Source organism: Nostoc sp. C110 (genome assembly GCF_043099725.1).
Lineage (GTDB): Bacteria > Cyanobacteriota > Cyanobacteriia > Cyanobacteriales > Nostocaceae > Nostoc > Nostoc muscorum_A.
The window spans coordinates 1,997,942-2,013,400 of the sequence record NZ_CP171148.1; the positions used below are offsets into that span (position 1 = coordinate 1,997,942).

The window sequence follows — 15,459 nt, forward strand, 5'->3', positions numbered from 1 at the left end:
GAAATGCGAGTTTGAAAGATGAGATTTTGCGTAACTCTCTATTGAAGTAACGCAAAACAGCCCCAGTAAATCTGAGGCTGCTTTGCGAGAGTTGTTTGCTAGGAGGGGGGTACATCAACAAAGTGATGCCCTATGTTAAATATAAATAATTCAGTATGCATCCCTATTCAGCCGTCTTTTGGCTGATCAGGATGATTTGAAAAATTGCGTAGGCGCAGCCTGTCGTAGACATCGCTTTTTCAAAAAGAAACTCCAGATGCACTTAAGGCATTCTGGAGTAGTAACAGGTTTCTAACATCAATCAATTTTTACATCTGCGATCGCCAGATGTCCTTGGGGTATATACTCAAATGTATTTATGTCTACTCATCCGCAAATAGAACAGCAAATTACCTTCTTTTACACCCATAATCTCAATGCCTCTACACAATTCTACGAGCAAATGCTGGGCTTGGAGCTATTAGTCTGTCAATAAATAATTGAGTGATACACGGACAGGGTAATCTATAGATACCCCAATACTTGTCGGTTAAGGGGAAAAGGGGAAGGTGGGGCCCCCTCTGGGGATAAGGGGCGGGGGAAAGGGGAAAGAAAAAACCTTTAACCTTTACCCTTTAACCTTTTCCCCAAACCCAATGTCGAGTTAAAAATGGAAAACCCGAGCAGTATTAATAGATACCCTTCCAAATCCAGAAATAAGTGCTTGATTTAGCACTACCCAAAACAAACCATTAGATAGATGAATAATTAGTCAGCTGATGGTAGTTTCAGATGATGAAAAGTCAGTAATAACTCCATTGTAAAAAAGTAGCTATTATGATCGTTGTCCATCATCTTAACAACTCGCGATCGCAGCGCGTACTATGGCTGCTTGAAGAATTAGGGATCGATTATGAAATTAAGTTCTACGAACGCGACCAGAAGACGATGCTGGCACCGGCATCCCTGCGTGAAGTCCATCCCCTCGGCAAGTCACCAGTAATCACAGATGCAGAAAATACTGTTGCTGAGTCAGGCGCTATCATTGAATACATCGTCGAGCGCTACGGTAATGGTCAGCTAATCCCATCATCTGGTACACCAGAGCGTCTGCGCTACACTTATTGGCTGCATTATGCCGAAGGCTCTGCAATGCCACCTCTGGTAATGAATCTTGTCTTTAACCGTTTTGGTGTAGGAGATAGCGTAAACGAAGGATTTATCGCACCCCAGATTAAGCTTCACTTTGACTATATAGAAGGTGAACTTCGTAAAAATACATGGTTTGTAGGCGAAGAATTCACCGCCGCCGATATCCAAATGAGCTTTCCTTTGGAAATAGTCGCTATGGAAGCCGAACTCATCTCAAGCCGACCGAAAATTAAACAATTTATCGAGCGCATTCATGCGCGGCCTGCTTACAAACGCGCTCTTGAACGTGGAGGCAAATACGACTTTGCCAATAGCATTCAATAATTCTTGTACCTATTTCAGATAATTAGAAACTGGTTAATGTTGCATTTAGAACATCATCAATCGCATCTTCTTCTAACTCAGTAGAAGTTGCCAGGAGCTTTTGGAGTTATTTTCAGAAGTTAGATAAAAAACAGCCACCCCAATACTGCTCGGGTTTTGCATTTTTAACTCGGAATCGGGTTTGGGGAAAAGGTTAAAGGGTTTTTTCTTTCCCTTTTCCCCTTAACCGAGAAGTATTGACAGCCACCCCCAATTCCACAAATCCTGCTGAAGCAGCAACAGCTTTTACATTTATAGGCATTAACTAGCAGTTTCTGCAATCAGTGCCGTAGTTCCTTGAACGTCCGGTAGATTGGTAAAGATTATGGTATCATTGCACCACAATGATACCGTAATTTTGTCTAGATATAGAATTCTATCGCTCTGCCAACGGTAGATTATTTCTGAAAGGAGTTTGCTGCAATGTCCACAACACCAACTACTCGACTAATTTTGGAGACTTTACTCCCCCATCTGAAAGTAGCAGCAGCTTATGCCCATTTTCTTCAACCAAAAATTGCTGCACTTCCCGCCAAAGGAGAAGGAAACAACTTTTTTAGTGCTGCACTTACTGATGCGGATGTGGCTATTCAAAATCTAGTAGAAGTAGTATTACTGGGCACTTTTCCAGATATTCGCTTTTATGGAGAAGAGTATGCAAGTTCTAACAACACCAAGTATTTTCGTGCTACAGAACTCGGTTCAGAAGGTGATTACTTAGTCACACTCGACCCAATCGATGGTACAAAGTTTTACATGGATGGACATTCTAATTACCAAATTATTCTCAGTATTCTAAATTCAGATGACTTTGAAGCCGTAATCGCCATTTCTCCTGCCCAAAACATTTATTTTTATGCCCTTCGAGGTGAAGGTGCTTTTAAAGGGACTCTGGACATGAGCCTAGAAGCCTGTGCCCCATTACATATAACATCTGCCAAACCTGCTATTTTGTTAGGATGGGCAATGAATTCTATTGGACATTTACTAAAAGATCAATATCAAGTAATCGATATAGCGACTGATTACTCTAGTGATATTCAAATTCCTAATCTTAATGGTATTCTCAGTGGTGACTTGAGTGGAGCAGTGATCAAAGCGGGTAAATTTATTGATGTTGCTGCACTCGCTTTTATTGCGAGAGAGGCTGGTTGGATTGTAACGACTCTGGACGGTTCGACTTTACCGCCATTGCATACTTGTCAAAACTATAGTCTGCCTGGATTGATAATAGCCGCCTCAAAATCTGTTCATCAAGATTTACTGAAAGCGATGCAAAGCCTAGCTGTTTGAGGGTAAATAAGTAGTTAATTATTTGCTAACTATCCCTAAACAAAATGAAAATCTGTATTGTTGGCGCAGGTGCGATCGGTGGATATTTAGGGGCAAAACTGGCACTAGCAGGGGAAGCAGTGACGCTAATTGCACGTGGTTCCCATTTAGAGGCAATTCAAGAAAATGGGCTGAAGTTGCTCATGGCAGACGGTTCTAGCCAAATTGCCACTCCGTTGGCAACTAGCAATATTCAGGAAGCGGAGCCACAGGATGTAGTAATTTTAACTTTGAAGGCTCACAGTGTGTCTGCGATCGCACCTCTTCTCCCTGCACTCTACGATGCTCACACAATGGTAGTGACAGCCCAAAATGGCGTTCCTTGGTGGTATTTTCGTCAACATGGCAGTGAGTATGAAGGTACGCGGATTCAATCTGTTGATCCAGATGGGATTATTGAAACTAGTATTGGTGCTGAACGCGCTATTGGTTGTGTGGTTTACCCAGCAACAGAGATAATTGAACCAGGTGTAATTAAGCATATTGAAGGCGATCGCTTTACTCTCGGTGAAATCGATGGTAGTAAAAGCGATCGCATCCAATTATTGGCACAGGCTTTAAAACAGGCAGGATTCAAAGCACCAATCCGCAATCAGATTCGCACGGAAATTTGGATTAAGTTGTGGGGGAATGTGGCGTTTAATCCGATCAGTGCCCTGACTGGTGCGACTCTAGAGGATATTTGCCGCTATCCCCTCACCCGTGAACTAGCGCGGCTTATGATGAGTGAAACTCAAGCGATCGCAGAAAATTTGGGTATAAAGTTTGGCATCACTTTGGAACAGCGAATTAATGGGGCAGAAAATGTTGGTGCCCATAAAACCTCAATGCTACAAGATATTGAAGCCGGACGCGCTACGGAGATAGATGCGATCGTTGGCGCAGTGGCAGAATTGGGAAAACTTACTCAAATTCCCACGCCTTATATTGATGCTATTTATGCCAGCGTTAAGTTGCTGGAGGCGACTAAAGTGAGAATTTGATAGTCCCGAAGTTGGGAGCATCACAAATTTAAAAATTTACTATAGCACTGCATTAGGACAGGAATAAGAGAATGGAGAAACGAACCGCAAAGGACGCAAAGAGCGCGAAGGGAGGAGATTTGTAAAGGGTTTTTGCGTCAGTCACATGAACTTTTGGAAAATTAGGATGCTTCCCTCTAAGTTTTTATGGGATTAGGCAGACATGTTACCTAATAAAAATGGATATTAGAATTTTTTCTTTTTTCATATAACAGGTATTATCTGCTCGATTGATGTGACGGTTTCAGGTGCAGAATGTAAATTATATAATTATCAAGTCTATGAAGAAAAAGAAAATATGGCTATTAACGATACTGGTTGTAGCAGTAGTAGGAATCAGCATCATTGCAGGACATAGTAATTCTCTAAAGGCTGCTTCATCTTTAGGGAAAGACACGCTGACGATGATTACTTCCCCAGATTATCCTCCTTATGAGTTTTATGATACTAAAGGAGGCGATCGCCAAATCGTTGGCTTTGATATAGATATTGCCAAAACCCTTGCTGAAAAACTAGGGTTTAAACTCCAAATAATGGAATCAGATTTTAATGGATTAATCCCTGCACTCCAAGCAAATCGCGCTGATTTTGTCATGGCTGGGATGACTCCGACTCCAGAACGTCAGAAAAATATTGATTTTTCAATTATTTATTACGAAGCTAAAGATACAATTGTCGCTCCTAAAGGTAGCAACTTGAAACAACCCCAAGACTTATCAGGAAAAAAGCTTGGGGTACAATTAGGAACGATCCAAGAACAAAATGCTCAGAAAATTGCTAAAAAAGTTGCGGGTATTCAGTTAAAGCAACTCAACAAAGTGCCGGAAGTGGTTCAAGAAATCAAATCTGGGCGAATTGATGCTGCAATTGTTGAGGATACCGTCGCGAAAGGATTTGCCCAAGCTAACCCAGATTTAGAATTTAATACTATTCCTTCAGAGGAAGCAAGTGGCTCGGCGATCGCTTTTCCCAAAGGTTCTTCTTTTGTAGAACCGTTTAACAAAGTTCTTCAAGAAATGAAGGACGATGGCACATTGAATAAACTTGTCGCCAAATGGTTTTCAGAGAACACCACCAATCCTGCATCCTCAACTCCTGCCAAAGGCGGATTAAATCTCGACTTCACCAGAATTCTTCCAGATATTCCCTTTATTCTGCGGGGAATTCCGTTAACTTTGTTGTTCACCCTATTATCTGTAACCTTGGGGTTAATCTGGGGAACAATCCTGTCTCTATTAAAAATTCTCGGCATCAAGCCGCTTACCTGGGTTGCTAACGCCTATACCTCTGTTTTTCGAGGTACACCTTTGCTATTACAGTTGGCATTGGTTTACTACGCAACACCCCAGCTTACAGGCTATGACATTTCCGCATTGGAGGCTGGTGTGCTAACTTTTACCCTGAATTCTGGCGCTTATATGTCGGAAACCATCAGAGGTGGGATTCAAGCGGTGGATAAAGGACAAAGTGAAGCGGCGATGTCTATGGGTGTTCCCTATTGGTTAATGATGTGGGATGTGATTTTACCGCAAGCATTAAAGAATATCCTCCCCGCATTGGTTAATGAAACTATCGGATTGCTCAAAGATTCCGCGCTGGTGTCAACTATTGGGGTGGTGGAAATATTACGCAGCGCCCAAATTGTTGGTGCAAACAAATATATTTATTTTGAACCACTGCTATTTGCAGGGTTAATTTACTATGTTTTAGTAATGGGTATGACTTTGGGTGCATCGGCTTTAGAAAGGAGGTTACGCGAAAGTGAGTAATATAGTAATTCGCACGGAATTCTTATGTAAATCCTTTGGCAAACTGGATGTACTCAAAGATATTTCCACTGAGTTTTACCAAGGCGAAGTGGTTGCTATATTAGGCCCTTCTGGTTCAGGTAAGTCTACCTTTTTGCGATGCATAAACTTGCTAGAACAACCCACCAGAGGCAGAATCTACTTTCACGATCAAGAAATCACCAAGCCTAAAACAAACATCGCTAAAGTACGTCAGCAATTGGTGATGGTATTTCAACATTTTAATTTGTTTCCTCACATGAATGTGCTGGAAAATGTCACCTACGCACCCATCAAGGTGAAAGGAATAAACAAGCAAAAAGCACAACAACATGGCTTAGAATTGCTTGCTAAGGTAGGTTTAGAAGAAAAAGTGTCTGTGTACCCATCCAAACTATCGGGTGGACAAAAACAGCGAGTAGCGATCGCACGGGCATTAGCAATGGAACCAGAGATGATTTTGTTTGATGAACCCACCTCTGCATTAGATCCCGAAATGGTCAAAGATGTGCTGGAAGTGATGAAAGCTTTAGCATTATCTGGAATGACAATGGCGATCGTCACTCATGAAATGGGCTTTGCCAAAGAAGTTGCCAATCGGATTATGTTTCTCGACCAGGGAATTTTAGCAGAAGATACTACTCCTAGCGAGTTTTTTCAAAATCCTCAGTGCGATCGCGCCAAGCAGTTCTTAGAAAAAATGCTTTAGAACATCTGAAATTCGCCGCTTTTTTGTATTCTTGAAACTTTTCTAAAACAGGGCGAAGGTTTGGCATTTCTTTCTGACGGTACAGGACAAATAATTAGAAATTGTGCAAATCTAAGAGTAGTGTAAATATCAGAAATTATGGACGCTGCTAAACGCCTCGCTACTCTCAATCGCATCCGCAAACTCAGCCGTCTGATGGATACATCTATACGCATCCCTCTAACAGGTTTTCGTATTGGAATAGATCCAATTATCGGTTTGGTTCCAGGTGCTGGTGATTTAATCAGTACAGCGTTTTCAGCTTACATCATATTTTTAGCTACCCGTTTTGGCATTCCACGTCAAGATTTAGCCAAAATGATTTTTAATGTTGGTTTGGAAACAGTCGTTGGTACTGTGCCTTTAGTGGGTGATTTATTTGATGCTTTCTATAAGTCTAATATTCGCAATTTGGCAATTTTGGAGCAACATTTGACAGTAGTTGAGCCAAAATTAAAAGAATTGTCTGATGAACTTTACTCTGGTGAGTTAAGCCAAGTTTAAGCCGATACTCATTATTTTTCAACCAGTTCAATTGTGCATTTTAAAAGCTCTCGCAGAAAATGGGGCAAAGCATTACTCAACTCTTGTTTTGCCCTTGGTTCTAAACAAGCGACAATATGCTGATATGAAACTGCATGATGTCAAGCACATAAAGGTTTGGCTAATATCCAAGCTTCTAGTAAACGTGACATTGGTTCATAAGCTGTCCATTGGGCTAAATATTCCTCTTGTAAATCCTTCAGCGCACTCACTGAACTCGCGATCGCAAATCAAATTTGGCAATACTCTGCAATGGCAATGAATGCGTCAACCGCCGTTATTATCCCTACTTTCTCAACCGAAAACGCACCGGCATTCTATCAGGCGGATAAATCAAAAGGTTCTGCTGTAACTGTTCCAGAGATGAGCGACCGTTGACCAACTCCCAGTCAAAGTAGTAAAGCAGTAGTGCCAGCATCATCGTTCCTTCCAGCATTGACAAATGCTCACCCAAGCAACGATGAGAACCTGAGCCAAAGTCTATCATTGGCAGTTGACTATTTTCCTTATTCTTCTCTAACCAACGCTCTGGCAGAAATTCATCGGGATGAGAATAGACTTCAGGATCTCGTCCAGCAGCAAGCATTGACCAGAATATTTTTGTGCCACGAGGAATAACCTTACCCTCAATAACAGTATCACGTTGAGCCTCCAATGAAGTCGAGCCGGAAGCGACGGAATAAAGGCGCAAAGTTTCCTTGAGAATAGCGCGGATGTAATTCAATTCCTTGAGGCTTTCTCCATTAATACTGCCTTGACTTTTCCAAGCTTGGTCAACAACAGCCTGTGCCTGCTGAAAAACCCTTGGATTTAAGGTCAACTCTGCTATTGCAAAAGATAAAGTATGAGCGGTGGTATCAGTACCAGCAATTAAAAGCTCAATAATTTCTGCTACCAGTGTTTCCCGATTGTATTTTGGTTCTTTGGCAGCTATTTTCACCAACATTGATTCTTGGAACAAAGGACTTACTTGTGGTAAATCGGTCTGATTTTGTTCTCTCATCTGTAAAGCTAAGTCTACACGGGGAGTAATAAACTCCTCTAAATATCGCCTTGCTGCCCAATAATCTCGTGAATTTTTAGTTGGCAGATATTTCATCCATATCTTCTCGCCAGTAGCTACCCGTAGAAACCGATAGCCGACAATAGACATTGCCTCGTACACCTTGAGAACATCAAGGGGTTGTCCTTCATGACTAGCAATGTTTTTATCTACAGGAATGCCCAGTACTAAACAGGAAATTACCCTCATTGTTAGTTCTACAAACAGAGGATCTACCTGAACTTCTGGTAAAGCAGCTGACTGAATTTTCTCAATTATTTGTTCGCAAGCTTGGCTAATAATTTCCACATATTTCGAAAGACCACTAGAACTAAATTCCGGGTTCCAAGCCTTGCGTCTGTACTGCCACTCACTTCCGTTTTGACCTAAAAGAATGGGCCCACCAATGTCGTTCCAAGCTTTGCTCGCTCGTTGTGACCTAATTAGGCTACCGTCTCTCATCCCATTAACAATGGTGTCTTCGATAACTTTTGGCTTACTTAAAACAAGAGTTGGCTGGTCAGTCCAGCAAACATACATTGGGCCTAGTTGCTGGCTCCAATCAAACAATAATTGGAAGAATTTCTTCTCTTTGACTGCTGCTAATACTTGAGGAATATTTCCTAATAGCCAGTGTCTCTTAGGAGAGGGTAAGGACTGTAGAGATTTATAAGTGTTCTTTTGTTTCCACAACCGCCAACCAAATATTCCTGCTGTGCTAGTAATACCTAAAGCTGTAATTAAATATGGAAATGAGTCAGAAAAAGCAATTTGAGCAGCAATCTCTTGGAACATAAATCCGCCTTTGCCCAACAAAAATGAGATTATTCAGATACTACCGTATTGTTTCCAGATTGGTTTACCGAGGTTCTGGTGGAGTGGTTTCTAAAGAAAATCTAAAGGTAGCAAATAGCGATCGCCTGAAAACAGGATAATGCAGCTGAACAGGTTAATTATTCCCATTCAACCTAGAATTATGGCATCTCCACCGAAAATCCTCGCCTTTGCTGGCAGCACTCGGATTGATTCTTACAACAAAAAATTGGTAAAAATCGCGGCGGCTGGCGCTAAGGCAGCAGGCGCAGAAGTGACTTATATAGACCTCCGCGATTTGCCCCTACCTCTGTTTGATGAAGACTTGGAAGCTCAAGAAGGACTACCTGCCAACGCCCGCACTTTTAAAGACTTGATGATTTCTCATCAAGGATTGCTAATTGCTTCGCCGGAATATAACAGTTCACTCACAGCAGTTTTGAAGAACGCCATTGATTGGGCATCCCGTCCAGCCCCAAATGAAGCACCGTTGGCTGCTTTTGCAGGTAAGGTTGCTACGATTATGAGCGCTTCCCCAGGCGCTCTTGGTGGTTTGCGGGGGTTGGTTCATTTGCGCTCTATTTTGGGAAACATCAAAGTTTTGGTACTTCCTGACCAGGTAGCCGTACCCAAAGCTTACGAAGCCTTTAATCCTGATGGCACGTTAAAAGATCCTAAACAGCAACAATCTATTGAAAAGCTAGGCGATGACTTAACAAAGATATTGCTGAAGCTTAATTAAATTCTTCAATTTGATAGTAGATAGCGAATACCTATCATTAGCACAAAGATTCCATACAGCTTTTTCATCAACTCACTGCTAATAAACGGCTGATTTGCAAACAATGCCCCAAAGAAGTTACCCACGATTAAACCAACTGCAATAATCAGGGCATATTTGATATTAAGATTACCGTTGCGATGGTAAACCAAGGCTGCTAAAATACCGATTGGCAAAATTTGAGCAGCTACAGATGTTCCTGTAGCTAACTTCTGATCCAAACCAATTACTAACACCATTGCCGGAATCATAATTGCGCCGCCACCGATACCAAACATTCCACCAGCAATGCCAGAAACTAAACCGATTAACAACAGTTGGATCAAGATATTAGACATAAAAATGGTTGATATATTGCAACTTACAAATTTACCGTATTAGACAAAATAGATTTGGGTAGCATTCCATGCACGCCTTTTTGAGGAATGTTCACAACTTGAGTAATGTGAAAATTCACAGCTAAACTACATAACACGTAAGCATCTTCTGGCGACAAGTTGCTGAAGCGTTCCAGAAAATCAATCATATTTTTTAAAGCCAGTTCTAAAGCTTCATCTAAGGTTTGGGCAAACCCCATTGTAATGATATGAGTTGGAGTTTCGGCAATTGGTGTTGTTAGCTGTAAATCCTTGCGAAGTTTGAGGGTAATTCTACCATTCATGGAAGTTTCAATGGCGGTGACATTTACTTCGCCATCTCCCTGTGCAGAATGCCCATCACCAATAGAAAATAATGCACCTGGTACGAAAATCGGCAAAAATAAACGAGAACCAGCTTGTAATTCCCGGTTGTCGATATTACCACCGTAAGAACCTGGTGGCACAGAAGTTCGAGAGGTTTCTGGAGTAGCGACACCAAGAATCCCAAAAAACGGTTTGAGGGGAATTTTTATGCCAGTACCCGCCGGAAATTCAGCGATATTGTTGACTAAATCTAGAGGAATGAATCTTAAAGCAGGTTGAGGAAACTGATGTGGTAAAGCTCCCCAACCTGTACGAATGGCATTGAAGCCAACGGGTACACTAGGTGCGATCGCATCTAATTGTACTTCTAAAACATCCCCTGGTTCGGCATCACGCACATAAATCGGCCCTGTGAGTAAATGCGGCCCCCAGCAATCTTGCGTTCTGGTAGAAGATTTTGGCAGATGTCGAGAAATTCTGGTGTGACAAATTCAGGTGGTGCTTTGTCGTAAACGTAGTAACCAGTATAAGTTTCCACATCAACCGTATCACCAGAATCAATAGTGAGTGCTGGTTCTAGCAGATGGGAGAAACCACCCAGATGTACAGTTTCCTTGGTAGCTTTTAAAATGTAATGAGTCATCGCTATTCTTGCAATATGTCTAAATCACCAAGAGCCGCTTACTACAAAGCTTTAATTATTTACTTACGCTCACTTACTTGTACTAAATAATTCTAAAAACTAGCAGGAGGAAAAAATAATGTATGGAGACTACATTATACCTGATGAAGATTTTGCCGCAGCACTGATTCGAGCAATTCGCTTTCATTACTTGGAAGAAGTTCAAGCTCTTATTTCCGTTCAGCAAAATATCAATGCTAGAGACAGTAGCGAACTTTATTGGACTCCATTAATGTATGCAGTTTTTGAAGAATCTCTAGATATAGTTAAATTGCTAGTTAAGGCTGGCGCAGATGTCAACATTAGAGGCTCAGATCCAGATGAATTTCCTTTAAATCTATCTGCTTACGCTTGCAATAATGCTTTTTTTCATAGTAATGAATTTGTTCGTAATAAGAAAATTTTTGATTACTTGGCTCCACTAACTTCGCTAGAACTACAAGAAATTGCACAGAGAACTCTAAATCGGAAGAATGAGCTTGATTGAAATAGACAGGATAGGAAAGTTATCGTAGTCGCCCAATTCTCAAAATCTGAACCTAACTGTATCATCTGCTGATAAACATCGTTATTGAGCCACAGCACTAAAGGAAAAGAAAAATTATTGAAAAACTCCTTGTGCATATAATTAGCAGAAGTCCAAAACTGAGGTAGATTGTATAAGGATTCTAAGCCTAGAATCATTAAGACTTTTACCTCATCATTGGATTCTTCAAGAATGACGTTATAAATATCTATTTCTGATTCCATTATATCGGTAATGAACTACGCAGGAAATATTACGAATTACAATTAGAAATTAAGAATTGATCTGATGATCTCAACAATTTGCTAAACTCCAACTTTGGGGATAGTAAATAAAACAATTTGAGCAGGGAATTTGGAGGGGGTTGCAGAGTGGCTGATGATGAACGCATAGTCAATGCACAACAGATAAATCCAAAAGACTTTTCATGGGGATTATGGCCTGTTCTGCCACTCTACCCTTATGGCAGGCGGGAGACAATCCGCAAAGAAGTGGTTAAGGACACAATCTGGAGTTTTGACCAGATTCAGGGCATTTTCTACGTTGTTGTGCCGATTCGCATGACTGTAGTTAAACTCGAAGCTGGGGGTCTTCTTATCTATGCGCCTGTTGCACCAACCCCAGAGTGCATTCGGCTTGTGAATGAGTTGGTGGCAGAACATGGTAATGTTAAGTACATAATTCTGCCGACTATCTCCGGTATAGAACACAAAGTTTTTGTCGGCCCCTTCGCCAGATATTTTCCGACTGCACAGGTGTTTGTGGCTCCCCATCAGTGGAGTTTCCCGTTAAATCTGCCCCTTAGCTGGCTTGGTTTACCCCCAAAACGGACTCAGGTACTCCCAGAAGATAGTAGCAAAACACCCTTTGCTGACGAGTTTGATTATGCGATGCTGGGCCCCATCGACCTTGGCCCTGGTCGATTTGCGGAAGTTGCTTTTTTCCACAAGCGATCGCATACTCTTTTAGTAACTGATTCTGTACTCTCTATCCCAGACGATCCACCTGCGATCGTTTTATTAGATCCATATCCCCTACTATTCCATGCCAAGGATCGTGCTTCTGATATTGTTGCAGACATTCAGGTAAATCGCCGTAAGGGTTGGCAGCGCATCTGTCTGTTTGCTTTGTACTTTCAACCAAGCGCACTAAATATACCCCAATGGAATCAGGTGTTGCAAGATGCCTTGAAAGCCTCAGAACGCTCAAGGAAAGCTTATTTTGGATTGTACCCCTTTCAATGGCATCCAGATTGGCTGCGATCGTTTGATGCCCTGCGAGGTAATGGGCGGTTGTTTGTTGCACCAATTTTACAGACATTGATTCTCAACCGCGCACCACAAGAAACCATTGACTGGGCTGATAAAGTTGCTAGTTGGGATTTCGAGTGGATTATTCCCTGCCACTTTGATGCACCGATAAAAGCCCAAGCGTATCAGTTTCGTCAAGCTTTCTCTTTTTTGGAAAAGCAGCCTGCTGTTAGTGGGGGTTTATTCAGCAGTAGCAGCTATCCTTTACCAGAGGAGGATTTTAAACTACTTAAAGAAATTGATGCAGGTTTAAATAAGTTGGGCATTGTGCCAGTAGCAAAGGAGAAGGTGTAGGATAATTTTTTGTAACTGCTGTGCTAAAGAATCAGAAATTGCTATGACTGCAAAACTATAGCGGTACGATTTTTTATTTCTAAATTAAACTTTGGCACTCAATTAGCTTGCAAATTACTACCAGAGAACTAAGACTAATTCTTTCTATTGACTGTGGTCAAGTTCATAGATTAGTTGGTTAACTTGAGAATAGAAACTATTAAAGATGAAAAAAGATGAATAAGACATTACTAACGATTTTGATGCTTGCACTGTTACTCTTATTCATCATTTCTCCCTTTGCTGCCCTTGCTAGTTTGATGCTGGTAGTGTTAGTTTCGGCATTTTTCTCTTTACTGGTAAACTTGTTTCAAGCCATAATTGCTGGTGACACCAACCCAAAAGGGTCATAAGGGACTTCCAAATAAAAAATATTCCATCGCTTTAAGGGCAGGGGGAGGGAAAATCGTAGTGAAGTACAGAGATTGGATAATTTATTTTTTGGAGTTCCCTAAAAGCAAAATCAAAATCAAGAGAGGATTTTAAAACTATTTCAAAAATCAATTTTCATCTTAAAAGAGATGCTACCAACTCGGTTGATTATTTCGCTGCCAAGAATGATTTCAAAGCCAAACCTTTTATATAAACTCAAGGCTGGATTTGTCGCTCTGATACTAAGTGATATTGATGAATAAGATGTTTGGGCTGCTGCTAACAAATGTGTGAGTAACTGCGTTCCTATACCTTTATTTCTATGTTGGGGAAGAATGGCAATAGCTAGTTCAGGAGTTTGATCGTCAACATAGCCATATCCTTTATTTTCACCTGTCAATAGACGCAGCCATGCAGATCCTACTGGCTGATTACTAGTTTCCAGAATAGCGATAAAGCCGCTATCATCTTTACATCCCCAATTTTTAACATATTTTGCCAAATCAGGATTATTTATGGCATCCTGCACTGTCAGATTACCTTCTTTTTCCAGATGCGCTGCTTCATAAAGCATAAGCCAGAGAAAAGGCTCATCTTCCTGTGTCAATGGACGAATAGAATAATCCATAACTCATGCCCCATCCACTTTTGTAAAATTTAGGATAATTTACTTAGCGGTGTTGGTAAACCGTCAATGCTGACAAGATTTTTCTTCTGTTGATATTCTCGAACTCCCTCTTCACCTTTTTTACTAGCCCAGTTTACTAAAGTCTGGCGCTCACCTCGATATTCATAAAGTGGTACGCCAAAACCACAAGAAGTCTGTACTTTTTCAATATCAGCGACGATAATTTGGCGAGTTCCAGGCATTGGTAAAAACAGAGAGTACAGAGAGTCCCACTCTGGAGAACCCGGTAAAATCGTGTTTCCTTGACCGTAAAGACGCAGGATACATGCAGGTTCTTCAAAGGCGCAAAACATGAAGGTTATCCGCCCATTTTCTTGCAAATGGGCTGAGGTTTCGTTACCACTGCCTGTAAGGTCTACGTAACCTACTTGTTTGGGAGAGAGAACGCGAAAGCATCCTAAACCTTTAGGAGATAGATTAACATGACCCGTAGGACTCAAGGGTGCAGAGCCAACAAAGAACAGGTGTTGGGCTGCAATAAAGTCTTGCAGTTCGTCTGTAATACAGTCAAAAAGTTTAGACATAGACTGTCTGATTTATATTCACATACAAATTTCTCATCTTCTCAGCCTATGCCTTAGCTAAATATCTAGCAAGGCCCAATTGCCGATGTCTGAGCAAATGGGAGTTTCGAGTTAGGAAAAGTATTAAGTAAGTGGGCGTAAATAATTGTCTTTGGGATAAGGAAATAGGCAATAGGCATAAGGGTTTAAGCCTAGTTCCTTTTTATTTACATAGTTTGATTTTATTGTGCCAACTTACTTACTGTCTCATATACCGACTAGCCATTTGGATGGCATCAGCGATATCTACATCACCATCGCCGTCAGCATCCAAGAAGGAATTCAGTACAGGATTACCGCCAGCTTGGGGATTTTGAGCATTTGCACCTGATTGCAAAAAATTCAGGACTAAAGGTACTGCTAAAGGTAGCAATTGTTGAACTACACCAGCATCCAATCCAGTGCGCTGGGAAGCAATCTGAGCTACCTGTTGTTGAATCTGAGGAGAAAACAGCGAATTGACGGCTTGGGGATTAGGCGAAGTCCCAGCATATTGATTCACTAAACTTTGTGCGGCTTCATTACCATCTGTGGCTTGCTTGTCTTGTAAAGCAGAACGCACTTGACCACCGACAATTGACAAGACTGATTGAATGGTAGAAGGATCTGCACCAGTACTTTGGCTCAATTGCTGTACAGTGTTAATAATTCCTCCCAGTTGCCCTAAGCTTCCCTGTTGATTGGGATTAGCAACTGCACCAAGAATTTGATCGAAAAGTCCCATAAATTTATTTCTCCTT

16 protein-coding genes and 1 pseudogene are annotated in these 15,459 nt (G+C 41.3%); 11 read left to right on the forward strand and 6 right to left on the reverse strand.

Going from position 1 to position 15,459, the window contains the following annotated elements; genetic code table 11:
• Positions 1-358 precede the first annotated feature (358 nt).
• From ACFFRD_RS14165 to ACFFRD_RS14195, 7 genes are all read left to right on the forward strand, one after another.
• The gene (locus ACFFRD_RS14165; RefSeq protein ID WP_179072588.1) at positions 359-475 is read left to right on the forward strand and encodes a VOC family protein; all 117 of its coding nucleotides are present in this window, start codon (positions 359-361) and stop codon (positions 473-475) included.
• Positions 476-816: 341 nt separating this feature from the next.
• Positions 817-1,455, forward strand: coding sequence for a glutathione S-transferase family protein (locus ACFFRD_RS14170; protein ID WP_392482030.1), 639 nt, complete (start codon positions 817-819; stop codon positions 1,453-1,455).
• Positions 1,456-1,917: 462 nt separating this feature from the next.
• Positions 1,918-2,787, forward strand: a complete 870-nt coding sequence (locus tag ACFFRD_RS14175) for an inositol monophosphatase family protein (protein ID WP_392482032.1) — start codon at positions 1,918-1,920, stop codon at positions 2,785-2,787.
• A gap of 44 nt (positions 2,788-2,831) precedes the next feature.
• On the forward strand, positions 2,832-3,809 hold the full coding sequence (locus ACFFRD_RS14180; RefSeq protein WP_392482033.1) for a 2-dehydropantoate 2-reductase: 978 nt from the start codon (positions 2,832-2,834) through the stop codon (positions 3,807-3,809).
• Between the two features lie 320 nt (positions 3,810-4,129).
• Positions 4,130-5,617 carry an ABC transporter permease subunit gene (locus ACFFRD_RS14185; protein WP_392482034.1) on the forward strand — a complete coding sequence of 496 codons (1,488 nt, stop codon included), beginning with the start codon at positions 4,130-4,132 and terminating at the stop codon, positions 5,615-5,617.
• A complete protein-coding gene (locus ACFFRD_RS14190; RefSeq protein ID WP_392482035.1) occupies positions 5,610-6,344 on the forward strand; it encodes an amino acid ABC transporter ATP-binding protein in 735 nt (244 codons plus the stop codon). The genes ACFFRD_RS14185 and ACFFRD_RS14190 overlap by 8 nt, the downstream gene beginning before the upstream one ends.
• Before the next feature lie 138 nt (positions 6,345-6,482).
• Positions 6,483-6,887 carry a DUF4112 domain-containing protein gene (locus ACFFRD_RS14195; protein WP_392482036.1) on the forward strand — a complete coding sequence of 135 codons (405 nt, stop codon included), beginning with the start codon at positions 6,483-6,485 and terminating at the stop codon, positions 6,885-6,887.
• Positions 6,888-7,212: 325 nt separating this feature from the next.
• On the opposite strand, the gene ACFFRD_RS14200 is transcribed toward ACFFRD_RS14195, so the two are convergent.
• Positions 7,213-8,763 carry a cytochrome P450 gene (locus tag ACFFRD_RS14200; protein WP_392482037.1) on the reverse strand — a complete coding sequence of 517 codons (1,551 nt, stop codon included), beginning with the start codon at positions 8,761-8,763 and terminating at the stop codon, positions 7,213-7,215.
• A gap of 139 nt (positions 8,764-8,902) precedes the next feature.
• On the opposite strand from ACFFRD_RS14200, the gene ACFFRD_RS14205 reads away from it, so the two are divergent.
• Positions 8,903-9,523 (forward strand): NADPH-dependent FMN reductase, encoded by a 621-nt coding sequence (locus tag ACFFRD_RS14205; protein ID WP_392482038.1) that lies wholly within the window; start codon positions 8,903-8,905, stop codon positions 9,521-9,523.
• A 5-nt stretch (positions 9,524-9,528) separates the two neighbouring features.
• Here the strand turns inward: ACFFRD_RS14205 and ACFFRD_RS14210 are convergent, their stop codons facing one another.
• Entirely contained in the window at positions 9,529-9,900 is a 372-nt protein-coding gene (locus ACFFRD_RS14210; protein ID WP_190935570.1) for a sulfite exporter TauE/SafE family protein, read from the reverse strand.
• A 23-nt stretch (positions 9,901-9,923) separates the two neighbouring features.
• Positions 9,924-10,888 (reverse strand): annotated as a pseudogene (locus tag ACFFRD_RS14215) (acetamidase/formamidase family protein).
• A 118-nt stretch (positions 10,889-11,006) separates the two neighbouring features.
• Between ACFFRD_RS14215 and ACFFRD_RS14220 the strand changes: the two are divergent.
• The 3 genes from ACFFRD_RS14220 (at position 11,007) to ACFFRD_RS14230 (ending at position 13,449) form a co-directional block, all read left to right on the forward strand.
• Positions 11,007-11,414, forward strand: a complete 408-nt coding sequence (locus ACFFRD_RS14220; protein WP_392482040.1) for an ankyrin repeat domain-containing protein — start codon at positions 11,007-11,009, stop codon at positions 11,412-11,414.
• A gap of 410 nt (positions 11,415-11,824) precedes the next feature.
• Positions 11,825-13,057 (forward strand): DUF4336 domain-containing protein, encoded by a 1,233-nt coding sequence (locus tag ACFFRD_RS14225; protein WP_392482042.1) that lies wholly within the window; start codon positions 11,825-11,827, stop codon positions 13,055-13,057.
• Positions 13,058-13,272: 215 nt separating this feature from the next.
• Positions 13,273-13,449: a hypothetical protein gene (locus ACFFRD_RS14230; protein ID WP_392482043.1), complete on the forward strand. Its 177-nt coding sequence runs from the start codon at positions 13,273-13,275 to the stop codon at positions 13,447-13,449.
• 140 nt (positions 13,450-13,589) lie between these two features.
• Here ACFFRD_RS14230 and ACFFRD_RS14235 read toward each other — a convergent pair whose 3' ends face one another.
• From ACFFRD_RS14235 to ACFFRD_RS14245, 3 genes are all read right to left on the reverse strand, one after another.
• The gene (locus ACFFRD_RS14235) at positions 13,590-14,096 is read right to left on the reverse strand and encodes a GNAT family N-acetyltransferase (RefSeq protein WP_392482044.1); all 507 of its coding nucleotides are present in this window, start codon (positions 14,094-14,096) and stop codon (positions 13,590-13,592) included.
• A 29-nt stretch (positions 14,097-14,125) separates the two neighbouring features.
• The gene (locus ACFFRD_RS14240; RefSeq protein WP_392482046.1) at positions 14,126-14,680 is read right to left on the reverse strand and encodes a pyridoxamine 5'-phosphate oxidase family protein; all 555 of its coding nucleotides are present in this window, start codon (positions 14,678-14,680) and stop codon (positions 14,126-14,128) included.
• A gap of 238 nt (positions 14,681-14,918) precedes the next feature.
• Complete coding sequence (locus tag ACFFRD_RS14245; RefSeq protein ID WP_190960929.1) at positions 14,919-15,443, reverse strand: DUF937 domain-containing protein; 525 nt, start codon at positions 15,441-15,443, stop codon at positions 14,919-14,921.
• Between the last annotated feature and the right edge of the window lie 16 nt (positions 15,444-15,459).

Excerpts from the sequence above, each read along its gene's own strand:
- ACFFRD_RS14165 (WP_179072588.1), top strand. The coding sequence starts at position 359 with ATGTCTACTCATCCGCAAATAGAACAGCAAATTACCTTCTTTTACACC.
- ACFFRD_RS14170 (WP_392482030.1), top strand. The coding sequence starts at position 817 with ATGATCGTTGTCCATCATCTTAACAACTCGCGATCGCAGCGCGTACTA.
- ACFFRD_RS14175 (WP_392482032.1), top strand. The coding sequence starts at position 1,918 with ATGTCCACAACACCAACTACTCGACTAATTTTGGAGACTTTACTCCCC.
- ACFFRD_RS14180 (WP_392482033.1), top strand. The coding sequence starts at position 2,832 with ATGAAAATCTGTATTGTTGGCGCAGGTGCGATCGGTGGATATTTAGGG.
- ACFFRD_RS14185 (WP_392482034.1), top strand. The coding sequence starts at position 4,130 with ATGAAGAAAAAGAAAATATGGCTATTAACGATACTGGTTGTAGCAGTA.
- ACFFRD_RS14195 (WP_392482036.1), top strand. The coding sequence starts at position 6,483 with ATGGACGCTGCTAAACGCCTCGCTACTCTCAATCGCATCCGCAAACTC.
- ACFFRD_RS14200 (WP_392482037.1), bottom strand. The coding sequence starts at position 8,763 with ATGTTCCAAGAGATTGCTGCTCAAATTGCTTTTTCTGACTCATTTCCA.
- ACFFRD_RS14205 (WP_392482038.1), top strand. The coding sequence starts at position 8,903 with ATGCAGCTGAACAGGTTAATTATTCCCATTCAACCTAGAATTATGGCA.
- ACFFRD_RS14210 (WP_190935570.1), bottom strand. The coding sequence starts at position 9,900 with ATGTCTAATATCTTGATCCAACTGTTGTTAATCGGTTTAGTTTCTGGC.
- ACFFRD_RS14220 (WP_392482040.1), top strand. The coding sequence starts at position 11,007 with ATGTATGGAGACTACATTATACCTGATGAAGATTTTGCCGCAGCACTG.
- ACFFRD_RS14230 (WP_392482043.1), top strand. The coding sequence starts at position 13,273 with ATGAATAAGACATTACTAACGATTTTGATGCTTGCACTGTTACTCTTA.
- ACFFRD_RS14235 (WP_392482044.1), bottom strand. The coding sequence starts at position 14,096 with ATGGATTATTCTATTCGTCCATTGACACAGGAAGATGAGCCTTTTCTC.
- ACFFRD_RS14240 (WP_392482046.1), bottom strand. The coding sequence starts at position 14,680 with ATGTCTAAACTTTTTGACTGTATTACAGACGAACTGCAAGACTTTATT.
- ACFFRD_RS14245 (WP_190960929.1), bottom strand. The coding sequence starts at position 15,443 with ATGGGACTTTTCGATCAAATTCTTGGTGCAGTTGCTAATCCCAATCAA.